20 protein-coding genes and 1 pseudogene are annotated in these 20,726 nt (G+C 59.8%); 11 read left to right on the forward strand and 10 right to left on the reverse strand.

Features of this window, described 5'->3' with window-relative positions; all coding sequences use genetic code 11:
• Positions 1-128: 128 nt before the first annotated feature.
• A complete protein-coding gene (hmpA, locus tag AC3WTM_RS00895) occupies positions 129-1,310 on the reverse strand; it encodes an NO-inducible flavohemoprotein (protein ID WP_102669133.1) in 1,182 nt (393 codons plus the stop codon).
• Between the two features lie 156 nt (positions 1,311-1,466).
• Between hmpA and norR the strand changes: the two genes are divergently transcribed.
• The 5 genes from norR (at position 1,467) to AC3WTM_RS00920 (ending at position 5,886) form a co-directional block, all read left to right on the forward strand.
• Complete coding sequence (gene norR, locus AC3WTM_RS00900; protein ID WP_102669132.1) at positions 1,467-3,017, forward strand: nitric oxide reductase transcriptional regulator NorR; 1,551 nt, start codon at positions 1,467-1,469, stop codon at positions 3,015-3,017.
• 196 nt (positions 3,018-3,213) lie between these two features.
• Positions 3,214-4,116, forward strand: coding sequence for a chemotaxis protein CheV (locus AC3WTM_RS00905; RefSeq protein ID WP_046040162.1), 903 nt, complete (start codon positions 3,214-3,216; stop codon positions 4,114-4,116).
• A gap of 27 nt (positions 4,117-4,143) precedes the next feature.
• Positions 4,144-4,602: a GNAT family N-acetyltransferase gene (locus AC3WTM_RS00910; RefSeq protein WP_173677885.1), complete on the forward strand. Its 459-nt coding sequence runs from the start codon at positions 4,144-4,146 to the stop codon at positions 4,600-4,602.
• A gap of 124 nt (positions 4,603-4,726) precedes the next feature.
• Complete coding sequence (locus AC3WTM_RS00915; protein ID WP_102669131.1) at positions 4,727-5,053, forward strand: hypothetical protein; 327 nt, start codon at positions 4,727-4,729, stop codon at positions 5,051-5,053.
• A gap of 83 nt (positions 5,054-5,136) precedes the next feature.
• Complete coding sequence (locus AC3WTM_RS00920; protein ID WP_102669130.1) at positions 5,137-5,886, forward strand: YkgJ family cysteine cluster protein; 750 nt, start codon at positions 5,137-5,139, stop codon at positions 5,884-5,886.
• Positions 5,887-6,014: 128 nt separating this feature from the next.
• On the opposite strand, the gene AC3WTM_RS00925 is transcribed toward AC3WTM_RS00920, so the two are convergent.
• Positions 6,015-6,272 carry a hypothetical protein gene (locus AC3WTM_RS00925; RefSeq protein ID WP_102669129.1) on the reverse strand — a complete coding sequence of 86 codons (258 nt, stop codon included), beginning with the start codon at positions 6,270-6,272 and terminating at the stop codon, positions 6,015-6,017.
• A gap of 194 nt (positions 6,273-6,466) precedes the next feature.
• Between AC3WTM_RS00925 and AC3WTM_RS00930 the strand changes: the two genes are divergently transcribed.
• Both AC3WTM_RS00930 and AC3WTM_RS00935 read left to right on the forward strand, forming a co-directional pair.
• Positions 6,467-7,441, forward strand: coding sequence for a 2-hydroxyacid dehydrogenase (locus tag AC3WTM_RS00930; protein ID WP_102669128.1), 975 nt, complete (start codon positions 6,467-6,469; stop codon positions 7,439-7,441).
• A gap of 187 nt (positions 7,442-7,628) precedes the next feature.
• Positions 7,629-8,138, forward strand: coding sequence for a DUF2165 domain-containing protein (locus AC3WTM_RS00935; RefSeq protein ID WP_102669127.1), 510 nt, complete (start codon positions 7,629-7,631; stop codon positions 8,136-8,138).
• Positions 8,139-8,165: 27 nt separating this feature from the next.
• Here the strand turns inward: AC3WTM_RS00935 and AC3WTM_RS00940 are convergent, their stop codons facing one another.
• Positions 8,166-9,068, reverse strand: coding sequence for a DMT family transporter (locus AC3WTM_RS00940; protein WP_102669126.1), 903 nt, complete (start codon positions 9,066-9,068; stop codon positions 8,166-8,168).
• Positions 9,069-9,219: 151 nt separating this feature from the next.
• On the opposite strand from AC3WTM_RS00940, the gene AC3WTM_RS00945 reads away from it, so the two are divergent.
• Positions 9,220-10,095 carry a helix-turn-helix domain-containing protein gene (locus AC3WTM_RS00945; protein WP_102669125.1) on the forward strand — a complete coding sequence of 292 codons (876 nt, stop codon included), beginning with the start codon at positions 9,220-9,222 and terminating at the stop codon, positions 10,093-10,095.
• A 117-nt stretch (positions 10,096-10,212) separates the two neighbouring features.
• Here the strand turns inward: AC3WTM_RS00945 and AC3WTM_RS00950 are convergent, their stop codons facing one another.
• From AC3WTM_RS00950 to AC3WTM_RS00970, 5 genes are all read right to left on the reverse strand, one after another.
• On the reverse strand, positions 10,213-12,642 hold the full coding sequence (locus AC3WTM_RS00950) for a TonB-dependent siderophore receptor (protein ID WP_102669124.1): 2,430 nt from the start codon (positions 12,640-12,642) through the stop codon (positions 10,213-10,215).
• A gap of 238 nt (positions 12,643-12,880) precedes the next feature.
• On the reverse strand, positions 12,881-13,870 hold the full coding sequence (locus tag AC3WTM_RS00955) for a FecR family protein (protein WP_102669123.1): 990 nt from the start codon (positions 13,868-13,870) through the stop codon (positions 12,881-12,883).
• The gene (locus AC3WTM_RS00960; RefSeq protein ID WP_090453142.1) at positions 13,867-14,445 is read right to left on the reverse strand and encodes an RNA polymerase sigma factor; all 579 of its coding nucleotides are present in this window, start codon (positions 14,443-14,445) and stop codon (positions 13,867-13,869) included. Before AC3WTM_RS00960 ends, AC3WTM_RS00955 begins: the two co-directional genes overlap by 4 nt.
• Before the next feature lie 231 nt (positions 14,446-14,676).
• Positions 14,677-15,084, reverse strand: a complete 408-nt coding sequence (locus tag AC3WTM_RS00965; protein ID WP_057716375.1) for an HPF/RaiA family ribosome-associated protein — start codon at positions 15,082-15,084, stop codon at positions 14,677-14,679.
• Between the two features lie 214 nt (positions 15,085-15,298).
• Positions 15,299-16,246 carry a LysR substrate-binding domain-containing protein gene (locus AC3WTM_RS00970; protein WP_102669122.1) on the reverse strand — a complete coding sequence of 316 codons (948 nt, stop codon included), beginning with the start codon at positions 16,244-16,246 and terminating at the stop codon, positions 15,299-15,301.
• A 135-nt stretch (positions 16,247-16,381) separates the two neighbouring features.
• Between AC3WTM_RS00970 and AC3WTM_RS00975 the strand changes: the two genes are divergently transcribed.
• Both AC3WTM_RS00975 and AC3WTM_RS00980 read left to right on the forward strand, forming a co-directional pair.
• Positions 16,382-17,758, forward strand: a complete 1,377-nt coding sequence (locus AC3WTM_RS00975) for an L-serine ammonia-lyase (RefSeq protein ID WP_102669121.1) — start codon at positions 16,382-16,384, stop codon at positions 17,756-17,758.
• A 305-nt stretch (positions 17,759-18,063) separates the two neighbouring features.
• Complete coding sequence (locus tag AC3WTM_RS00980; RefSeq protein WP_102669120.1) at positions 18,064-18,378, forward strand: DUF3509 domain-containing protein; 315 nt, start codon at positions 18,064-18,066, stop codon at positions 18,376-18,378.
• Here the strand turns inward: AC3WTM_RS00980 and AC3WTM_RS00985 are convergent.
• Positions 18,375-18,875, reverse strand: a complete 501-nt coding sequence (locus AC3WTM_RS00985) for a phosphate-starvation-inducible protein PsiE (protein WP_057716379.1) — start codon at positions 18,873-18,875, stop codon at positions 18,375-18,377. The two genes, AC3WTM_RS00980 and AC3WTM_RS00985, sit on opposite strands and share 4 nt — an antisense overlap.
• Positions 18,876-19,151: 276 nt before the next feature.
• On the opposite strand from AC3WTM_RS00985, the pseudogene AC3WTM_RS00990 reads away from it, so the two are divergent.
• Positions 19,152-19,391 (forward strand): annotated as a pseudogene (locus tag AC3WTM_RS00990) (YebG family protein); the annotation flags it as partial.
• A 188-nt stretch (positions 19,392-19,579) separates the two neighbouring features.
• Here the strand turns inward: AC3WTM_RS00990 and AC3WTM_RS00995 are convergent.
• Entirely contained in the window at positions 19,580-20,599 is a 1,020-nt protein-coding gene (locus AC3WTM_RS00995; protein ID WP_057716381.1) for a Glu/Leu/Phe/Val dehydrogenase family protein, read from the reverse strand.
• Between the last annotated feature and the right edge of the window lie 127 nt (positions 20,600-20,726).

The following is a 20,726-nucleotide window of genomic DNA, read 5'->3' on the forward strand; positions in this document are numbered from 1 at the left end:
GGATTCGGGGGGAATAGACGATAAGGCGGTTAAGAAGGGATTAACTTTCTGACTTTTTTTCAGTTCAGGACCGAGGTGTGGCTTGCTCGCGAAGCAGGCGACTCGGTCCCCCGAGCCGCCACAACCCCTTACTCCAGCGCCGCCGCCGGCCCGAAGAACTCATAACGGCTTTGCTTCTCCGGCACACCCAATGCCTTGAGGTGGCGTTTGATCGCGACCATGAAGCCTTTTGGCCCCAGGAAGTAGGCATCCAGATCGCGCTCTTGCGGCAGCCATTGATGCAACTGCTGCTGGCTCAACAACCCCATCTTGTGCGCCGCCGGGCTCACGCCGTCGTCCTCGGAATAGCAGTAAAAGCGTTTGAGTTGCGGGTGACGCTCAGCCAGGCCATCGATCCAGTCGCGGAAGGCATGGACGCTGCCGTTGCGCGCGCAGTGGATGAAATGCACCGGCCGCTGGGTTTCCAGCGCCGCTTCGAGCATCGCCAGGGTCGGGGTGATGCCGACGCCACCGCTTATAAGTACCAGTGGCTTGTCACTGGCGGTCAGGACGAACTCGCCCGATGGCGGGAACAACTGAATGCTGGCGCCGACATGCAATTGGTCGTGCAGGAAGTTGGAAGCGCGGCCACCGGCCTCGCGTTTGACGCTGATGCGGTACTGGCCTTTGTTTGCCAGCGCCGACAGCGAGTAGTTACGACGGATCTCTTCACCGTCGAGGATCAGTTTCATGCCGATGTACTGGCCAGGTTCTGCCAGCAGGATCGGGCCTTTGTCCGCGGGTTCGAAGTAGAACGAAGTGATCTCGGCGCTCTCCTCGACCTTGTCTGCCACGATGAATTCCCGCGCCCCGCGCCAACCGCCCGGTGCCTGTTCCTTCTGGTCGTAGATGCTGGTTTCGGCACCGATCAGGATGTCCGCCAGTTGACCGTAGGCCGCGCTCCAGGCCGCGATCACTTCAGGAGTGGCGATCTCTTCGCCCAATACTTCGGCAATGGCCCGCAGCAGGCAGCTGCCGACAATCGGATAGTGCTCCGGGAGGATTTGCAGGGCCACGTGCTTGTTGATGATCTTGGCCACCAGGTCGCCCAACTGGTCGAGCTGATCGATATGGCGCGCATACATCAATACGCCGTTGGCAAGGGCACGCGGCTGATCACCGCTAGCCTGGTGGGCCTGGTTGAACAGCGGGCGGACTTGCGGATATTCGGAGAGCATCATGCGGTAGAAGTGCGTGATCAGCGCCTCACCACCACTTTCGAGCAGCGGCACGGTGGATTTGACGATGGCACGGTCTTGAGCGCTCAGCATTAGGTGACTCCTGGTCTTCTTGGGTTGCTAACGGACTACCCTATGCGCATCAGCTTTCGTGCCAACTATTTAATCGTTATAAATCAATAACTTAATAACTTAATAGTCATTTAGACACTGACTGATTTATAGTCATACCGACTACACGGAGTCACTATGACTGCAAAATCCCTGCTCACTGCTCTGCTGCCCCTGGTCGCCGACCTGTCCCGCGAACTGCCCGAGAGCGAACGCTATCGACGCCTGCTGGAAGCCATGCGCGCCCTGCTACCGTGCGACGCCGCCGCCCTGCTGCGTCTTGATGGTGAATGGCTGGTACCACTGGCCGTTGACGGCTTGAGTACCGACACCCTCGGCCGGCGCTTCAAGGTCAGCGAACACCCGCGTTTCGAAGCGCTGCTCAGCGGCCCCGGCCCGACCCGTTTCGCTGCCGACAGCGACTTGCCTGACCCCTATGACGGCCTGGTCGATGGCCTGGATGATCATCTGGAAGTCCACGACTGCATGGGTTGCCCGTTGTTCATCGACGAACGCCCATGGGGCCTGCTGACCCTCGATGCCCTCGACCCGGAGCGCTTCGAACCGATCGAACTGGATGCCCTGCAAGCCTTCGCCAGCCTCGCGGCCGCTACGGTCAACGCCGCCGAGCGCATCGAGCGGTTGAACAACCGGGTCGAAGATGAGCATCAGCGCGCCGAGGTCTACCGCCAGGCCAGCGGCCAGCAGAATCGCGAGATGATTGGTCAGAGCAAGGCCCACAAGCGCCTGGTCGAAGAAATCAGCCTGGTAGGCGGTAGTGACCTGACCGTGTTGATCACCGGTGAAACCGGGGTCGGCAAGGAGTTGGTGGCCCAAGCCATCCATGCCGCCTCGCCCCGCGCCGACAAACCGATCATCAGCCTCAACTGCGCCGCACTGCCCGACACCTTGGTGGAAAGCGAGTTGTTCGGCCATGTTCGCGGCGCCTTCACCGGGGCGATGAACGACCGCCGTGGCAAGTTCGAACTGGCCAATGGCGGCACGCTGTTCCTAGATGAAGTCGGCGAGTTGTCGCTGACCGTGCAGGCCAAGTTGCTTCGGGTGCTGCAAAGCGGTCAACTGCAGCGACTGGGTTCGGACCAGGAGCACCAGGTCGACGTGCGCCTGATCGCGGCGACCAACCGCGACCTCGCCGAAGAAGTACGCAGCGGCCGTTACCGCGCCGACTTCTACCATCGCCTCAGCGTGTATCCGCTGCTGGTGCCGGCCCTGCGCGATCGCGGGCGTGATGTGCTGCTGCTCAGCGGTTACTTCCTGGAGCAGAACCGCTCGCACATGGGCCTCAGCAGCCTGCGCCTGAACAGCGACGCCCAGGCCGCGTTATTGGCCTACGACTGGCCCGGCAATGTGCGCGAGCTTGAACATTTGATCGGCCGCAGCGCCTTGAAAGCCTTGGGCAATTGCAAGGAGCGGCCAAAGATTCTCAGCTTGAGCGCAGCCGACCTCGACTTGCCCAGCGCTGGCGTTGAAACCGTTGCCGAGCAACCCGCCATCGCCGCTGTGGCGTTGGTAGCAGGTGATTTACGCGAGGCGACTGAAAACTATCAGCGCCAGTTGATCGGTACCTGTCTGGAGCGGCACAACAACAACTGGGCAAGCGCAGCCCGTGAGCTTGGCTTGGATCGGGCGAATCTTGGGCGGATGGCCAAAAGGCTCGGCATGAAGTGATGACCCCATCGCGAGCAAGCTCGCTCCCACAGGATGTGTGAACGACGACGATCTAATGTGGGAGCGAGCTTGCTCGTGATGGCGCCTTACTGTTCACCACAATTGTTAAAGCCTGCCCCAAACAAGTCGATAACCCGGCATCGAAGTCATTGGCGATCGCTGGATTGCCCGTCACCTTTTTCCAGAGAAGGTTTATATGTCCTCCACCAAAGCCCGCGCAGACTCACTTTCGCTTCTGCTGTTTACCTTGCGCAGCGGCAAGCTGATGGCGATCAACCTGCTCAAGGTCAGTGAAATCATTCCCTGCCCGCCGCTGACCAGGCTGCCGGAGTCACATCCCCACGTCAAAGGCATCGCCACTCTGCGCGGTGCCTCGCTGTCGGTGATCGACCTCAGCCGTGCCATTGGCGAGCGTCCGCTGGAAGACCCGAACGGCGGCTGCCTGATCGTCACCGACGTCAGCCGCTCCAAGCAGGGCCTGCACGTACAGGCCGTGAGCAAGATCGTCCATTGCCTGACCACCGACATCCACCCGCCGCCCTTCGGCTCCGGTGGTTTGCGTGCCTATATCACTGGCGTGACGTCGGTCGATGGCACCCTGGTACAAGTGCTGGACATCGAAAAAGTCATCCATGGCATCGCCCCGGCACAAATCGAAATGGCGCCGACCGAACTGAGCATGGAAGACGCCGAACTGCTGGGCAACGCGCGCATTCTGGTGGTCGATGATAGCCAGGTCGCCTTGCAGCAATCGGTGCACACCCTGCGTAACCTCGGCCTGCAGTGCCATACGGCACGCAGCGCCAAGGAAGCCATCGACTGCCTGCTGGACCTGCAAGGCACCGCGCAGCAAATCAACCTGATCGTCTCGGACATCGAGATGTCGGAGATGGACGGTTACGCCTTCACCCGCACCCTGCGGGAAACCCCGGATTTCGCGCATCTTTATGTACTGCTGCACACCTCGCTGGACAGTGCGATGAACGCCGAGAAAGCACGACTGGCGGGGGCGAACGCGGTGCTGACCAAGTTTTCTTCGCCGGAATTGACCCAGTGCCTGATCACCGCGGCCAAGGCTGTCGCCGAACAGGGTTATTGAGTGTTGACCGAAGAATTCTGCTGGCTGATGCGGCGCGACCTCTCTGTCGTCGTGCCGCCCCCTGATTGGCCAACCGGCCTGCAACTGAGCGAATACCGCCCCGAACTGGGCGCCGCCGTGCACCGGTTGATGGAGTTCGGTTATCTCGACGGCGGTGGTCGCGTAGCCGCGCTGGACATGTGGCAACGGCAGTTCGAAACCGATCCGGAATATGACCCGGCCCTGTGCTTCATTGCCCTGGATGCCGAGGAAGTGGTCGGCGTTTGTCAGTGCTGGACCAGTGCCTATATCAAGAACCTGGTGGTGCACCCGCGGTTTCAGGGGCAGGGGTTGGGGCGTGCGCTGTTGTTGCAGGCGTTCAAGGTGTTCCAGCAGCGGCGTGAAGGTTTCGTGGATCTGAAGGTACGTGAAGACAACCTTCGGGCGCGGCGCTTGTATGAAAGCGTCGGGATGCGCGCGGTCCGCCGGGAGCCGGTTCCGCTCTGACACACCGCCATCGCGAGCAGGCTCGCTTGTATGGTAGGACTTGAAGGGAGGAGGCCAGCAAAGACTCAATCCACCTTTCAGGCATACTCCTGCCTTGGCCACTCAGCCCAAGGAAGCCTGAACCATGAAAGCTGCGCCCCTGATTCTATTCTGCCTCACCGCCCTCACCTCCCAGGCCCACGCCTCCAGCCCCGACGCCTGGGCCACCTACGACAAAGCCGTACTCACCAGTTGCACCAAGGCCAGCGGCCTGAAGGACAGCAAACCGGTCGGCAACGCCGCGCAGTTCGATGACCGGGTCGGCTACACCGCGCTTCTGCTCCAGGGCCAGTACCCGCAAAAGCACATGAAAGGCGCACAAGGTACCGAGTTGTGCCTGTACAACAAAAAGAGCAAAACCGCGTACGTCACCGAATGGGACTCCATCCGCCCGGCCGGCAAGGCAAACTGAGTGGCGCATAATTTGCTTCGATAGCGGCTTTTACGGCGGCATTCTGTCGCCGTTTCATGCCCTGTGACGCGAACGAACGCTCAATGAATACAACGTTTTCCTGTGTAGGCTGCGGCAAATGCTGTAACGACCACCATGTGCCCCTGACCCTGGGCGAAACCCGGATGTGGGCAGCCGATGGCGGTCAGGTGATCGTGCTGGTCGAGGCGTTTCTGGGCAATGGCCTGGGTCTGCCGGTGCACCAACGGGAACACGCCGAACGCCGTTCGGCGGCAGTGCGCAGCGGTGAATCCGAGGCGTACGTGGCCATCACCTTCGCAGCCTACAATGTCGGCGCCTGCCGAAATCTTGACGAAGACAACCTCTGCCGCATCTATGAACGCCGGCCGCTGGTGTGCCGTATCTATCCGATGGAAATCAATCCGCACATACCTCTGAACACCGCCATGAAGGAATGTCCGCCTGAGTCGTGGGAAAAAGGACGGGAACTGATTGTCGGTGGTGAGCTGGTCGACCGGGAATTGTCAGAACTGATCCAGCGCTCCCGTCAGGCGGATCGTGACGACATTCTGATGAAGGATGCGATTTGTGCGTTGCTGGGGATTCGCACGACGGCCCTGAAGGGCGACGGGTTTACCGCTTATCTTCCGGATATGGCGCAGTTAGCCGCGATCATCGACGACCTGGCCGGGCAAACGTTGCCGCAGTGGGGCAGTGAATGGCGGTTTCATGTGTCGGGAGATGATATTGCCGGGCAGGTGCTAGCCGCAGGTGCGCAAGTGGCGGCGGATGTGCCGACGAATTATTCGTTTATTTCGTTGCGGGCGGTTTGATCCGGGATTTGCAGTGTTTGTGCCGGCCCCTTCGCGAGCAAGCCCGCTCCCACTGGAGGAATGCATTACAAACGTGGGAGCGGGCTTGCTCGCGAAGACGGCAGATCAGTCACCGCAGACTTAAGAACTCAACGCTTACCCATCGACCGACGAGTCCCCGGCGGTGCCATGCCCGGCGTCTTGGTGTGGCCGTTCTTGGCGCCGTTCTTGTACCACGGCTGGTTGGAACCCTTGGCGGCCGCCAGCTCACCCGGCTTGAACGGGAATTTGAAGGTCGGGATCTCGGCTTTGGATTCGCTGTCGGCGCCGGAATCGACGCTGTCTGGCAGCTCTGCCTGCACGTCGTTCAGGGCGTCGGCGACCGGCGGTTGTTTCGGGGAAGTCATGAAAGCTCCGGGGGTGCATGAAATGTCAGGCCCGGTGAGCGGACCGCATGCCACAGTATAAGAAGTGCGGCAGTATAACTGGATGGAGCACGACAAGCTGCAAGCTTGCATAGACCGTCTGACGACTCGCACAAATCCCGCGAAGAATGTTAGCGTGCTCATCATTCTTCACCGCCCGACGAGCCCGCCCACCCATGAAAAAGACCGTCCTTGCATTCAGCCGCGTCACTCCACCAATGATCGAACGCCTGCAACAGGATTTCGACGTCATCGTGCCGAATCCGAAAAACGGCGACATCAACGCCCAGTTCAACGAAGCCCTGCCCCACGCCCACGGCTTGATCGGCGTCGGTCGTAAACTCGGTCGCGCTCAACTGGAAAACGCCACCACACTGGAAGTGGTGTCCAGTGTCTCGGTGGGCTACGACAACTATGACCTGGCCTACTTCAACGAACGCGGGATCATGCTGACCAACACGCCGGATGTGCTCACCGAAAGCACCGCCGACCTGGCGTTTGCCCTGTTGATGAGCAGCGCGCGCCGCGTCGCCGAACTGGATGCCTGGACCAAGGCCGGGCAATGGCAGGCCACTGTCGGTGCGCAGCTGTTCGGTTGCGATGTGCATGGCAAGACCCTGGGCATTGTCGGCATGGGCAATATCGGTGCGGCCATCGCCCGACGCGGTCGCCTGGGGTTCAACATGCCGGTCATCTACAGCGGCAACAGCCGCAAGACCGAACTGGAACAGGAACTCGGCGCACAGTTCCGCAGCCTTGATCAACTGCTGGCCGAGGCCGATTTCGTGTGCCTGGTGGTACCGCTCAGCGAGAAAACCAAACACTTGATCAGCCATCGCGAACTGGCGCTGATGAAACCAGGCGCCATCCTGGTGAACATTGCCCGCGGCCCGGTGGTGGATGAGCCGGCACTGATAGAAGCGCTGCAAAACAACCGCATTCGTGGTGCCGGGCTCGACGTTTACGAAAAAGAACCGCTGGCCGAGTCCCCACTGTTCCAGTTGAAAAATGCCGTGACCTTGCCGCACATTGGCTCGGCCACCCATGAGACCCGCGATGCCATGGCCAACCGTGCCCTGGCCAACCTGCGCAGTGCGCTGTTGGGGGAACGCCCACAGGATCTGGTCAACCCGCAAGTCTGGAAGGGTTGAAAAAAAGGGCAGGCGTTAAAAGCGCCTGCCCTTAAATGCAAAGAATAAAAACAACATCACTTTAAACCTGTAGAAAACTGTCTGGATACACACCCTGCAATTCAGTCAATAAACAAATAACAAAACCACCCGCTAGACTCTCCTTACTTTTCCAGGCACAACGGAAACAATAAAGGAGATCACCACCTTGAATCAACTTACGACAAATAAAGTCGTACGCTTCAGTAAAGCCACACTAATGTTATTCATTAGCATTTTTGGATTACTGGTGATGTACAGTAACTTTACAGACTACGCAACCAACTACGAAAACATCAGTAACATCCTGAGCATGGAGAGCACAGGTGACGAAGAGAAGTACAGTTACAGGGCCATTACCTCGCACATACTCCATCACCGCATCTACTGGCTCATCATTACACTCGAGGTTATCTACACGCTCTTTTTCATGATCGGAACCTGTTATCTTTATAAAAACCTGAATAGCAGCGCAGAAGAATTCCATGAAGCCAAGAAGCCCGCGATTATTGGACTGCTCATTGCGCTCTTGCTTTACTATGTCGGCTTTCAAGTTATCGGCGTGGAATGGTTCAACATGGACCAGTCACAAGCCTGGAATTACAAAGACTGGACCCGGCATATTGTCGACTTCATACTACCGCTGCTGATTTATATTGCGATCGAAGTCGAGCACTGAGGACTTCAGCGCTCGATGAACGTCATCTCAAGCGAGCTTGCTACTCCCCTGTACCAAGCGTGGTTTGGGCTTGCGAAACACCAGTACGTTACCCGACATCACCAATACCAGCCCCAACAGCGCCGGCATCGTCCACTGATAACCCTCGGCGAACGCTGACACGTTGAGTGCCACCACTGGAAACAGCACTGTGCAGTACGCTGCCCGCTCTGGCCCCATGCGGCCGACCAGGGTCAGGTAGGCGGTGAAACCGATCACCGATCCCGGAATCACCAGGTACAACAGTGACCCGATGTAACGCGTGCTCATCTCCATGTCGAAGGGAATGTCTTTGACCAGGCACCACACGGTTAGCATCGCCGCCCCGTAAGCCATGCCCCATGCATTGGTGGTCAGCGGTTTGAGACCGGCCTTCTGTTGCAGGCTCGAAAGCATGTTGCCCGCCGAGAAACACAAGGTGCCGCACAGGGCCAAACCGAGGCCGAGCAAGGTTTCCGGGCTGGCGGTATGCCCGGCCAGCTCCGGCCAGAACAGCAGTCCCAGCCCAAGCAGACCCAACGCACCACCCATCAGCACATTGCGGGCAATTCTCTGACCGAAGAACACCCGCGCGTTAAGGGCATTCCACAGGGTGGCGGTGGAAAACACCACGGCCACCAGACCGCTGGGAATCCACTGGCTCGCGGTGAGGAAGCACATGAAGTTGACGCAGAACAGGCACAAGCCTTGAGCCAGGCAGATCAGATGCCCGCGACGGCTCATCACTTGCAGGCGTCGGCTGAACAGCAGGATCACGAACAGCACCAGTGCGGCGAGGCCGAAGCGATAGACGATCGACACGGGAATGGCCACCACGCCCAGTTGCCATTTCAAGGCAATCCAGGTGGTCCCCCAGATCAGCACGGTCAGCAGGTACAAAGAAAGGTTCATGACTAAGGCTCCTCGCTAGGTGCCCAGTGTCCGGCGCCACGCCTGGGCGCACTTGCATAAACTTGCGGTTTTATCTGGCGACAGGCTGGCAGGCGCACGTCTACGGAGTAGGATGCGAGGCGTTGGATGCAGGTGTTAGAGAGCAACGATCATGGCTGCACTGGATACCCTACAAGTCTTTCAAGCCCTCAACCGCTCGCCGAATGCTCGCCTTGAGCACAGCGCCGAGCTCGGTGACGGCTTGTCTGCAGCCTTGTGGAGCAATCACCACGACGCTCAGGAATACGAAGCGCCCAGCCACCACACGTTGTCCTGTTACCTTGCCGGCGGCACCGGCACCTTTCGCCGCGACCAGCCCGCCAACAAGGGTGGTCCGGACAAACTGTGCATCCTCCCCGCCGACCACCAGTCAGGCTGGGTGATCAATGGCGATATTCGTCTGGCACACCTGTATTTCAGCCCTGAACAATTTGCCCTTGGCTGCGTCACCCTGCTCGATCGCGAGCCGCGGGAAATGCAGCTGCGCGAGCAGACCTTTCTCGATGATCCGCAGCAGGCGCTGCGCTTTCGGCAGTTGGTCGCCTTGAACTGGGACGAGCCGGGCGAGCGCCTGCTCACCAGCAGCCTGGCTCACGAATTGCTCAGCCATGCCCTGCTCAGCCAGGTCAACGTGCGTCAGGGCTTGCGCCTTAAAGGCGGGCTGGCCGCGCACCAGCGCCGGCATCTGGTCGAGTTCATCGACAGCCATCTGGACGAGGCCATCAGTCTCGGTCAATTGGCGGCGTTGTGCGCGTTGTCCGAATACCACTTCGCGCGGATGTTCCGCGAAAGCTTCGGCTTGCCACCCCATCAGTATGTGCTGGCGCGGCGCCTTGACCGGGCGCGGGAGTTGCTGCGCACGACCTCGCAGCCACTGGGGGAGATTGCACTGGCTTGTGGTTTTGCCAGCGCCAGCCATTTCACCAACCGGTTTCGCCAGACCCTGGGCGGAACGCCCGGCGAATATCGACAGGCGTTTTTGCGCTAGTCCCGGGATTTTCAGCGCCTCAATTGCCGCCTTCGCGAGCAAGCCCGCTCCCACCTTTGGACTGCTTTTCCCTGTGGGAGCGAGCTTGCTCGCGATGAACGATGACACGGTCTATCGTCAGAACTCCAAGGTGCTCGACAACGTCACCTGCCGCGAATCCCCCATCGACACAAAGAACCGACTCGCCGCCGAGGTGTAGTAGGTGCGATCGAACAGGTTCTTCACGTTGAGCTGGAACTTGACCTTCTGCCCTTCGACCCTGGTGTCGTAGGTGGCGAACGCATCGGCCACGGTGTAGCTCGGCAGGTCGAAATCGTTCACCGCGTTGCCCGCGCGCTCCCCCACATAACGCACCCCAGCGCCGACCCGCAGTTGATCACCGCCAATGACGCTGCCGAAGTCATAGACGGCCGACAACGAGCCACTGTTCTTCGCCACGTTCTGCAACTGATTGCCTTTGTAATCCGGGTCTTCGGTGACTTCGGCATCGGTATAGGCGTAGCTGCCGATCATGCTCCAGCGATCGCTGAGCTGACCGCTCAGGTCCACTTCCAGGCCACGGGAGCGCACTCCACCGGCGGCACTGTAAATCGTGGTCGGACCTTCGGCGTTGGCCACCAGCACATTGCGTTTCTTGATGTCGAACAGTGCGATGTTGCCGGTAACGCGGCCCGGCAGATCAAGCTTGGCACCCAGCTCCCAGGACCTGGCTTCTTCCGGCGCGATACCGCCGTCAAGCACGGTACTGCTGCCGCTCAATGGCGCGATGGTCGAGTTGGGTTTGAACGACTCGGTGTAGCTGCCGTAGAACGACAAGGCATCGGTGTATTTGTAAACAAGGCCCGCGCGCGGCACCCATTTCTGCCCGTTGCTGTCAGTGTTGGCGTGGAACGGTACGCCTTTGCCGGCGTACTGGTCGTACGCCTGGAAACGCGCGCCCGCCACCAGAATCCACTGGTCGGTGAGGTGGATGGAGTCTTGCAGGAAGACCGAATCGCTGCGCAGTTCATCGGTTTGCGCGCTGTCGGGCGCACTGACGGTGGTGCCCGGCACTTCACGACCATAAACCGGATTGACGTAACTGAATGTGGTCAGGCTTTTCTGGCGGATCAGGTCTTCACGGTAGATCTTGCGGTACTCATCGTCGATACCGAACAGCAGGTCATGCTGCATGCCGAGCACATTCACGTTGCCTTCGAGGCTGGCGGTGGTGAAACGGTCGGTGCTGATCGCATTCTGGGTGCCGTCCATGTTGCGGGTCAGGGTGCCCTTTTTGGTGTCGATGGCGGTCACGCGCACCTGGCTCGCATCGTAGGTTTCGCGGTTCCAGCTGTAGCCGAAATGGGCTTTCCAGTTGTCGTTGAGTTCGTGATCGGCCTCGAAGTGATAGAGGTCCGAGCGCCCTTCCATGTTGTTGAACGGTTCGTCGAGACGCTCGTTGCGCGAGATGTCCAGCGGATGGTTGGTCCGTGGATCGATCAGCGTGCCGCGGTCGAACGGTGTGAGGAATTCGCGGTGCTCATAGGAGAACAGCAGCTTGGTGCTTTCGCCGTACCAGGCCAGCGACGGCGCGATCAGGCTCTCGCGATGCACACCGAAGTTACGCCAGTAATCTTCGTCTTCGTAGTCCAGCACCATGCGGTAGGCCAGTCCGGAATCGCCGAGGGACCCGGTGCTGTCGAGGCTGGCACCGCTGCCGTTCTTGCCGTCGTCATAGCTCGAACCGCGCGCGGTCAGCGCGTTGTAGCGCTCAAGCTCGGGCTTCTTGCTGACCATATTGATCACGCCACCCGGATCCTGGATGCCATAGAGCAACGAGGCTGGGCCCTTGAGCACTTCGACCCGGTCCACGCTGGCGTTGAGGCCACGACCCTGCACGATCGGCATGCCGTCGCGCATGATCGAGCCGTTACGGTTGTCGCCAAAGCCACGGACCATCACCGAGTCCTGGGTGCTGCCCAGGGTGTTGGCCTGGGTGATACCGCTGACATTGGCCAGCGCGTCATCGAGATTGCGCGGCGCCTGGTCGCGGATGACCTGGGCCGGAACGACGTTGATCGTCTGTGGGATCTCCTGTACGGGGGCCGAGGAGCGCATCACTGACGTGATGGGTGGCGGTTGATAGCTCATGGAGTCATCCATCACCGAGGTGATGGTGGTCGCGCCCAGGTTCAAGGCCCCTTCAGTCGGCTGTGGCTCCAGTGCAATGGTGTGGCCGTCAGTGCGACGGAACGTCAAGCCCGAACCAGTGAGAAGACGTTGCAGAGCCTGTTCGGCGCTCATCTGGCCATTGATGGCCGGCGCATTGAGACCGTACGGCGCCTCATCGGTGTAGACGACGCTGATGCCGGTCACTCGGCTGAAATCACTCAGGGCTTGGGGCAACGGTTTGGCGGCCAGCGCGAATTTGAATTGCCCACGCGACTGACTGCTGCCTGCCTCTGCGGCCAGCGCTACGCTCAGAGGCAACAAGGCCAATGCCGAAAAGCTCAACGCAGAGACACCCAACCACTGTTTGACCGAACCCGATTTTGCCCTGGACTTCATGACTCATGACCTGTGTAGAACCGCAACGGATGCGAATGACTCGCAGTTTCAGTCACTACACGAATGGCAGTCGGGTTTACCTCAGCAAAAACTTGGAAATATTTTAATTTGAGTGGTTGGGTGTCTGATCTGCCGTCATCGCGAGCAAGCTCGCTCCCACAGGTATTGAGTCGGCCACAATATTGGGGCAACACATAACCCCGTGGGAGCGAGCTTGCTCGCGATGAGGCCGGTCGCCTCAACGCAAAATAATCAGATGCCCCAAAACCTGATGCTGCTCAAACCCCAACACCCCCTGCAACGAACTCAACACCGCCTGCGGGTTCCTGCTCGGAAAGCTGCCACTGACCCGACGCCTCGCCAGTTCATCATTGAGCAACACGATCCGTCCGGGGTAATAGCGCGCCAAATCCTGTACCACATCGGCTAACGTCGCCTTGTAGTAATTGAGCCAGCCCTGGCGCCATGCCAACTGCGCTTCGCTGTCCACCGAGTGGAGCATTTGCGACGAGCCTTCGCCATAGGCCACTTGCTGGCCGGGGGTGAGCACTTGCTGATCGGCTTTCTGGTGCGCCGTCACGCCAACCCGCCCCGACAGCACCGTGACCTGTGCACCGTGTGGCTGCAACCGGACTTCGAACTGCGTGCCCAGGACCCGCGTCTGGCCTTTCTCGGCGTCCACCACAAACGGCTCGCCGGTGTGGGAAACGCTGAAAAAGCCGGCGCCGCGACGCAATTGCACATGCCGCTCACCGCGACTGAAATCCACGGCGATGGCACTGTCGGCATCCAGTGTCACCTGCGACTGATCGGCCAGGGTAACGGTGCGAATTTCCCCCGGTGCCGAGACGTAATCCGCCCCCAGGTCATCAATCCAACGCATAGGCTGCCAGCCTGTACCGACACTGATCATCAACAGCAGACACGCGGCCATCGCCAGCGCACCGGACCAGCGCCCGAGCGTGCTGCGCCGCGGCTTGTCCATGGCGTTGAGATAGCCCTGCAAGGCAAAAGCGTCTTCATCGGCGAGTGTGCGCGCCGGTCCTTCGCTCAATTCCCACAGGACCTGCGCCCGGGCATAGGCCTCGGCATGGGCGGGGTCGGCCCGCAACCATTGGCTGAACGTCGCCTGGTCACCGCTGTTGGGCTGGTCATGCAACAGGCTCAGCCAGGCCAGCGCGGCCTGCTCCTGCGCCAGCGTCGGGGTGACGCGTTTGAAGTCGTTCACGGTGCTGTCCCTGGCGTACGCGGTTCGGGTTCCCGAAGGCTGGCCTTGCAGGCTTCGAGGGCGCGCATCATATGTTTTTCCACGGCACTTTGGGACAAGCCCATGGCCTTGGCGATCTCGGCGTATTTGCGGCCGTGAATGCGATTGAGCAAGAAGATCTGCCGCGTACGCTCCGGCAAGGCGCGCAACGCGGCTTCGACATGGCGCAGATCGTTGCCCGCCTCCAGCGCCGCTTGCGGTCCGCTGCCATGGCTGTCTGGTGATTCCACCATCAAACCTTCGCTGACCCGGACCCGCGTGCCTTCACTGCGCAAGTGATCGATGGCGATGTTGCCGGCGCAGCGCAGCAGGTAGGTGCTGAGTTCCTCGACTTGCACCAACGGCCGCCGCCAGAATCGCAGGAACAGATCCTGTACCAGGTCAGCCGCCGTCGCCCGACAACCGACACGCCGGCTCACCAGTGCTTCCATTTGCGAACGCTGGGAGAGAAACACCTGAAGAAAATGCGCACGGTCCCCGCGTTGTGGATCGCGCTCGATATCGCGGGGTTCGGGGGCTGAGTGATCATCGTTCATGTTTCGACCTGAAAACCGGGGAGGCCACGACAGCGTCAGGGGACCGGAAAGGCCGCAATATTAATGATAAATATTCTCATATGCAAAAGGATCGGATGCAGCCCTTTATTACGCCCGTTGGTTGCACCGCAAACCTGGCTACCATGGCCATGGAATCCAAAAGCCATCGAAAACAAAACGGGCCTGCGATGCAGGCCCGTTTTCATGGGAAGGTAAAAAGTGAATCAGGTGTCAGCCGTTAAGCGCCGCCTGTTCGTTCTCAAGAAACTCTTCTTCCAGCAGATGGTCGGCATGGGCGGCACTCTCGATGGGCACCACATTGGCTCGTTTGCCGCGTAATTTGCCGAACATATGCTCCAGCGCATGTTCAAGTTTGGTAGCCGCTCCGTCGATCGCCTGCTCCATGGTGGAGGCTTTATGGGTGACGGAAATCGGTTGATGGCCTTTTGGCCGCGCCTCCAGCTGGCAGCGCATGTCGTGGGGACCCGGCTTGTCGCCGTTCTCGTCCCGCAGGTGAACCTCGACTCGTGTCAGGTCCTCTTCGTAGCGTTCGAGCGTGCTCTCAATGGTCGTACGTACCCACTCCTCCAGTCGTTTACTGCCTTGAATATGGTTATCGCTATTGACTTGGATTTGCATAGTTCATCCCTTATTTCAGCTAGCTCGCGAGAGGCCGGTCAGCTAAGCCCTTGGGCGTCATCACCGTGACCTCTTACTTACACAATCGGTCTGTACGCTGAACAATTCAACCCCCTAAAAAAGATAAATTTTCAATCGCAAAAAAAGCCGGACAACCGGTAAAAGCGCTGTTAAGGTCGGGAGTTGGGTCGCCCTGCTCTTACGTAATAATTGCTCACATTTGCCGCTCCCCCAACGGATGCAGGCTGCGAAAAGCACCCGCCTCCTCCACCAACCAATCGTGCACCGCGCGCACACCCGGATGGCTCAACGCCCCCGGTGCGTAAAGCAGCATGTAGCGCTTGTGATTGGGCACCGCCAGGCCGAACGGCACGATCAACGCCCCGCGCTCCAGTTCATCGTTGAGCAGTGTCCGTCGGGCAATCGCCACCCCCATCCCGGCGATGGCCGCTTCGATCGTCAGGTGATTGCGATTGAAGGTATGCCCGCGTCGCACATCCGCCCCCTCGAAGCCGATGGCATTGAGGTAAAACTCCCATTCCGCGTACTCGTAGCTGCCGCGCCAGGCGGTGATGTCGTGCAGCAAGGGGAAGTGCATCAGGTCCGCCGGACCATGCAATGGTGGGCGACCACGCAACAGGCTCGGCGCACACACCGGAAAAATCTGTTCATCAAGCAAGGCTGTGGATAACAGGCCCGGATAACTGCCGTCGTTCAGGTCGATCGCCAGGTCGAAGTCACCTTCATGCAACGGCACGCTGCTGTCTTCGGCCACCAGGCGCAACTGAATGTCCGGAAAACGCTGCTGCAAACGCGGCAGTCGGGGCGTCAGCCATTTGCTCAGGAATGACGGAATCGAACGCACCCGCAAAATCCCGCTGATCATGCCCGCGTCCAGTCGCCGCAATTCCGAGTCGATGTTGCCAAAGGCCTCGTTGACGGTAATGGCCAGGCGCTGACCCTCTGCGCTCAGCTCCACTCCGCGGGCGCGGCGGTGAAACAGGCGAAAGCCCAGGCGTTCTTCCAGCTGGCGGATCTGCTGGCTGACCGCCCCCGGTGTGATGTGCAGTTCTTCGGCGCAGCGGGTGAACGACAGGTGCCGCGCGGCACAGGCAAACACGTTCAGCCAGACGTACGTCTGGGCGTGTAATTGACGGCTCATCGTTTAGTCCTGCTAAAGGATGTCTTAGGAAATTTCGTTGGTCACACAGGCTCGTGACAGGCAGTATCGCCCAAATTGCGCTTGTCCTACAGAAATGGCAGCGATTTCCCTTCCATTACGTGTACAGGCTTTAGCATGGCTATCAGTGTTTTCGATCTCTTCAAAGTGGGTATCGGCCCGTCCAGTTCCCATACCGTCGGTCCGATGCGCGCTGCCGCAACCTTTGCCCAAGCGCTGGTCGATCACGGTTTTCTGGCCGACGTGCGACGCGTGGAAATCCGTCTCTATGGTTCTCTTTCAGCGACCGGCGTCGGCCACGCGACGGACCGCGCCTGCGTCATGGGCCTGATGGGCGAATGGCCCGACCGCATCGATCCAACCACCATCGACAGCCGCATTTACACCCTGCGCGAAACCGGCAAACTGTGCCTGGCAGGCGTTGCGCAAATTGCCTTCGACTGGCAACGCGATCTCCTGCTGCTGGACGAAAGCCTGCCCTACCACCCCAACGCCATGTCCCTGACAGCCTTCGGTGAAACCGGCGAGCTGTTCGAGCAGACCTACTACTCGGTGGGCGGTGGTTTTATCATCGAAGCAGCCGAAGCCGAATCCGGGATCGCGCCGGCCGGCGACGTGGTGCTGCCATACGATTTCTCCAGCGCCGCCGAACTGCTCAAACTCTGCAACGAGCACGGGCTGCGGGTGGGCGAACTGATGATGGCCAACGAACGGGCATGGCGCAGTGACGCAGAAATCCGCCAGGGCCTGTTGTATATCTGGTCGGTGATGCGCGAATGCGTCGAGCAGGGTTTGCGCCACGAAGGCATCTTGCCCGGCGGCCTGAGTGTTCCGCGTCGAGCAGCGAAACTGCATCGCAGCCTGCAGGAAATCGGCAAGCCGAATGTCATTACGTCCACCTTGTCAGCGATGGAATGGGTCAACCTGTACGCCCTTGCCGTGAACGAAGAAAACGCGGCCGGCGGGCGCATGGTCACGGCGCCGACCAACGGCGCGGCGGGGATCATTCCGGCGGTGCTGCACTACTACATGAAATTCAATGCCGATGCGTCTGACGATGACGTGGTCGCATTTTTCCTGGGTGCAGCTGCCGTCGGCATCCTGTGCAAGAAAAACGCTTCGATCTCCGGGGCCGAAGTCGGCTGCCAGGGCGAAGTCGGCTCCGCTTGCGCCATGGCCGCCGCAGGCCTGGCAGAGGTGCTTGGCGCCACCCCGGAGCAGCTGGAAAACGCCGCCGAAATCGGCCTGGAACACAACCTCGGCCTCACCTGCGACCCGGTGGGCGGACTGGTGCAAGTGCCGTGTATCGAGCGCAACGCGATCGCCGCGGTCAAGGCCATCAATGCCACGCAAATGGCCCTGCGCGGCGACGGCAAACACTTCATTTCCCTGGACCGGGTGATCCGCACCATGCGCGACACCGGGGCCGACATGCACGACAAGTACAAAGAGACGTCGCGGGGCGGACTGGCGGTGAACTGGGTGGAATGTTGACCGTTTCGGAGGCACGTCGAGGTCAATTGCCCTGAAACGTGCAGAAAACGCGGCCCCCTGTAGGAGCGAGCCTGCTCGCGAAAAACCCTCAGGCGCCGCGAACCATCTGGTTTGACGCGTCATCGTTCGCGACCTTCGCGAGCAAGCTCACTCCTACAAAGGAATGGGTTGTCCGATAACCCATCCGGCATGCCCCTTGCTATATCCCTGATGCAAGCCATGGAATGGCCGATGGTCTGGTGTTGCGAACTAATCCCGATATCGACCGGTCAACAACTGCACGTTCAATCAGGCGGTGACGCATCATGGACAACCCTTTCCAGCTCATTACCGATGCCTTTGCAGCGGATTACCAGATCAACCTGAGCATTCAGGGCCTGGACGGCCGCATCATGCTGACCCTGTCCAACAGTGGCCGCGTGGTGGCCAAACGCATGATCAGCGCCGAACAACGCAATGACCCCGAGCGCCTGAAACGACTGGTGCAAAGCATTCAGTTCGGCATTGCCATCGAGCAGGGCCACTGCGCCGTGGCCATCCTCGAATCAATGACCGACGGCGGCACGCGCAGCCTGCCCCCACCAGCCAGTGACCGCCATCGACCCGCCATGGGGCTTTAAAGCTCGCCCTTTTCTACTTCCGGATGTTCACTGGAGCCCTTACCTGTTTTGCGGTGTGGGTTCTCAATCTTCACCGAAGGAAATTGCGACGAAGCGTAACGCACCACCAGAATCGCAAACGCCAACAGCAGAATCCCGCCGCACAGGTAGATGATCCCCAGGTCCGGCGGGTTGTGGTGCGATACGTTGGAAATCAGCAGCCGCGTCAGCGCGGTGATCGCCACGTAGATCAGGAAGCGCACGGGCATGTGGTTGGTCTTGAAGTAAATCCCGACCATCGCCCCCAGTTCCAGGTAGATGAACAGCAGCAAGATGTCATCGATCTTGATGTGCCCTTCTTCGATCATCCCGAGAAATTCCATCACCGCCGCCCATGCGGTCACCGCACCAATGGCGAACAGCGCCAGGTAGTGAAAGGTTTCGACAAACAGATTGCCCAGGGACTCGGCCAGTTCATGCACGTTCTGCCGCAGTTTTTCGGCCCAGTTGATTTTCACGATGATGCTTCCTTAGGTCGGCTCGACCGGATGATGCGGGTTGGACGTGACGGTTTTTCTGCATGCAGAAAAAAGGCCAGCCCATGATGGCGAGCCGCTCGGGATTGTGCGCCGTGGCGTTTGGTCGCACCTGTGCAGCGCCCCGCCTGACAAATCCCGAATTCGGTCTACATTAAAAAGCCACTACCCAAAAGGCAGGGATTCGCTTATCCTTTAGCTGTATATAGATACAGTAGTCGAAATCGACAACCAATGTGAAGGCATGTGAGGTGGTGAATGGCCGTCGAAGTGGTATACCGCAGCAGCCGAGATCTGGAGCGCTTGTTCATGGATAAAGCCGAAGCTGACCGTCATGACAAAATGCTCGAACTGGCCGAATTGCTGGCTGAAGTGTTGCAAAAAGCCGTTCCGTCCCTGACCGAGCAGCAAGTGGAAGAAGCCGGGATCTACATGGCGAAAAATCGCGACGTGTTCGCCAAGGCGTTCAAGAGCCAGCCGGACGCCCTGTCCGAACTGCTCAGCGCACCGGTTGAAGTCGCACAACCTGTTGCGGCAACCGAGGTCGTTGAGGCCGCTGAACCGGTCACTCCGGCCAAGCCTGCCAAGGCTCCAAAAGCCGCCAAGTAAGCAAGGCCCAAATTGAATGGGCCCTGAGTCGAATGGCTCAGGGCCTTTTTCATGCTTGTGGAAAACTCATGTCCAACTCAGCGGTACAACACTTTCTCCGCCAACTCATCGGCCACCCGCGCGGGGGAGCGTTTTTCCGCCTGGGCGTGGGCGAACACTTCAGTCAGGCGCGAGCTGATTTTCGACAGGTGCGCGGTGATGGTCGACAGTTCCTCACCGCGGTGCTTGAGCGACACGTAAATCAGTCCGCCGGCGTTTATCACGTAATCCGGTGCGTACAGGATGCCGCGACGTTCCAGTTGGTCGGCAACATCCAGATGGGTCAGCTGATTGTTCGCCGAACCGGCCACTGCCGAGCAGCGCAGTTGCGTCACGCTGTGGCTGTTGAGCACCCCGCCCAAACCGCATGGCGCAAGAATATCGCAAGGCGTGCTGAGCAGTGCGTCGTTGGCGATGGGGTGAGCCCCGAGTTGCTCCATCGCCAGTTGCACCTTGCCGTGATCGATATCGCTGACCAGCAGTTCGGCCCCGGCGGCGTGCAACTGTTCTGCCAGGGCATAACCAACGTTGCCCAAGCCTTGAATGGCAACGCGCAGGCCTTCGAGGTTATCGCTGCCCAGTCGCGCCATCGCTGTGGCGCGAATGCCGGTGAATACGCCCATCGCCGCGTGTGGCGCAGGGTCGCCCGCCGCGGTGGTGCTGGTGACATGCTGGGTCTGCTGGGCGATGCAATCCATGTCCGCCACTGAGGTGCCACTGTCGATGGCCGTGATGTAGCGCCCGTCGAGCTGATTGATACAGCGCCCGAAGGCTTCGAACAGCGCCGCGCGGTTGGCCACATGAACGGGGCGAATGATCACCGCCACGCCGCCGCCCTGGGCCAGGCCGGCCAGTGCCGCCTTGTAACTCATGCCTTGGGCAAGGCGCACCGCATCCTCGACCGCAGACTCGTCGCTGGGATAGGCAAGGTAACGACAACCACCCAGGGCAGGCCCCAGCCGGCTGTTATGAATGGCAATGACCGCCTTCAACCCGGTGACCGAGTCAACGCTCAGATGCAGCGATTCAAGGCGAGTGCTTTGCATGAGAGCGAACATCGTAGGGCTCCCGAATCACTTCTTGTAGTCGCCAGTATAGGCTTGCGCCCAAAAATTGCAGAAGCGCACCGGAATAAGCACGGCCCCGATGCAGGCTTTCGGAAATAACCCGTGGTCGCTCTTGTAC

It is taken from the genome of Pseudomonas sp. EU05-FHT14B02 (genome assembly GCF_058791055.1).

Excerpts from the sequence above, each read along its gene's own strand:
- AC3WTM_RS00995 (WP_057716381.1), bottom strand. The coding sequence starts at position 20,599 with ATGTTCGCTCTCATGCAAAGCACTCGCCTTGAATCGCTGCATCTGAGC.
- AC3WTM_RS00975 (WP_102669121.1), top strand. The coding sequence starts at position 16,382 with ATGGCTATCAGTGTTTTCGATCTCTTCAAAGTGGGTATCGGCCCGTCC.
- hmpA (WP_102669133.1), bottom strand. The coding sequence starts at position 1,310 with ATGCTGAGCGCTCAAGACCGTGCCATCGTCAAATCCACCGTGCCGCTG.
- AC3WTM_RS00950 (WP_102669124.1), bottom strand. The coding sequence starts at position 12,642 with ATGAAGTCCAGGGCAAAATCGGGTTCGGTCAAACAGTGGTTGGGTGTC.
- AC3WTM_RS00965 (WP_057716375.1), bottom strand. The coding sequence starts at position 15,084 with ATGCAAATCCAAGTCAATAGCGATAACCATATTCAAGGCAGTAAACGA.
- AC3WTM_RS00905 (WP_046040162.1), top strand. The coding sequence starts at position 3,214 with ATGTCCTCCACCAAAGCCCGCGCAGACTCACTTTCGCTTCTGCTGTTT.
- norR (WP_102669132.1), top strand. The coding sequence starts at position 1,467 with ATGACTGCAAAATCCCTGCTCACTGCTCTGCTGCCCCTGGTCGCCGAC.
- AC3WTM_RS00925 (WP_102669129.1), bottom strand. The coding sequence starts at position 6,272 with ATGACTTCCCCGAAACAACCGCCGGTCGCCGACGCCCTGAACGACGTG.
- AC3WTM_RS00930 (WP_102669128.1), top strand. The coding sequence starts at position 6,467 with ATGAAAAAGACCGTCCTTGCATTCAGCCGCGTCACTCCACCAATGATC.
- AC3WTM_RS00910 (WP_173677885.1), top strand. The coding sequence starts at position 4,144 with ATGCGGCGCGACCTCTCTGTCGTCGTGCCGCCCCCTGATTGGCCAACC.
- AC3WTM_RS00960 (WP_090453142.1), bottom strand. The coding sequence starts at position 14,445 with ATGAACGATGATCACTCAGCCCCCGAACCCCGCGATATCGAGCGCGAT.
- AC3WTM_RS00920 (WP_102669130.1), top strand. The coding sequence starts at position 5,137 with ATGAATACAACGTTTTCCTGTGTAGGCTGCGGCAAATGCTGTAACGAC.
- AC3WTM_RS00945 (WP_102669125.1), top strand. The coding sequence starts at position 9,220 with ATGGCTGCACTGGATACCCTACAAGTCTTTCAAGCCCTCAACCGCTCG.
- AC3WTM_RS00940 (WP_102669126.1), bottom strand. The coding sequence starts at position 9,068 with ATGAACCTTTCTTTGTACCTGCTGACCGTGCTGATCTGGGGGACCACC.
- AC3WTM_RS00915 (WP_102669131.1), top strand. The coding sequence starts at position 4,727 with ATGAAAGCTGCGCCCCTGATTCTATTCTGCCTCACCGCCCTCACCTCC.
- AC3WTM_RS00980 (WP_102669120.1), top strand. The coding sequence starts at position 18,064 with ATGGACAACCCTTTCCAGCTCATTACCGATGCCTTTGCAGCGGATTAC.
- AC3WTM_RS00970 (WP_102669122.1), bottom strand. The coding sequence starts at position 16,246 with ATGAGCCGTCAATTACACGCCCAGACGTACGTCTGGCTGAACGTGTTT.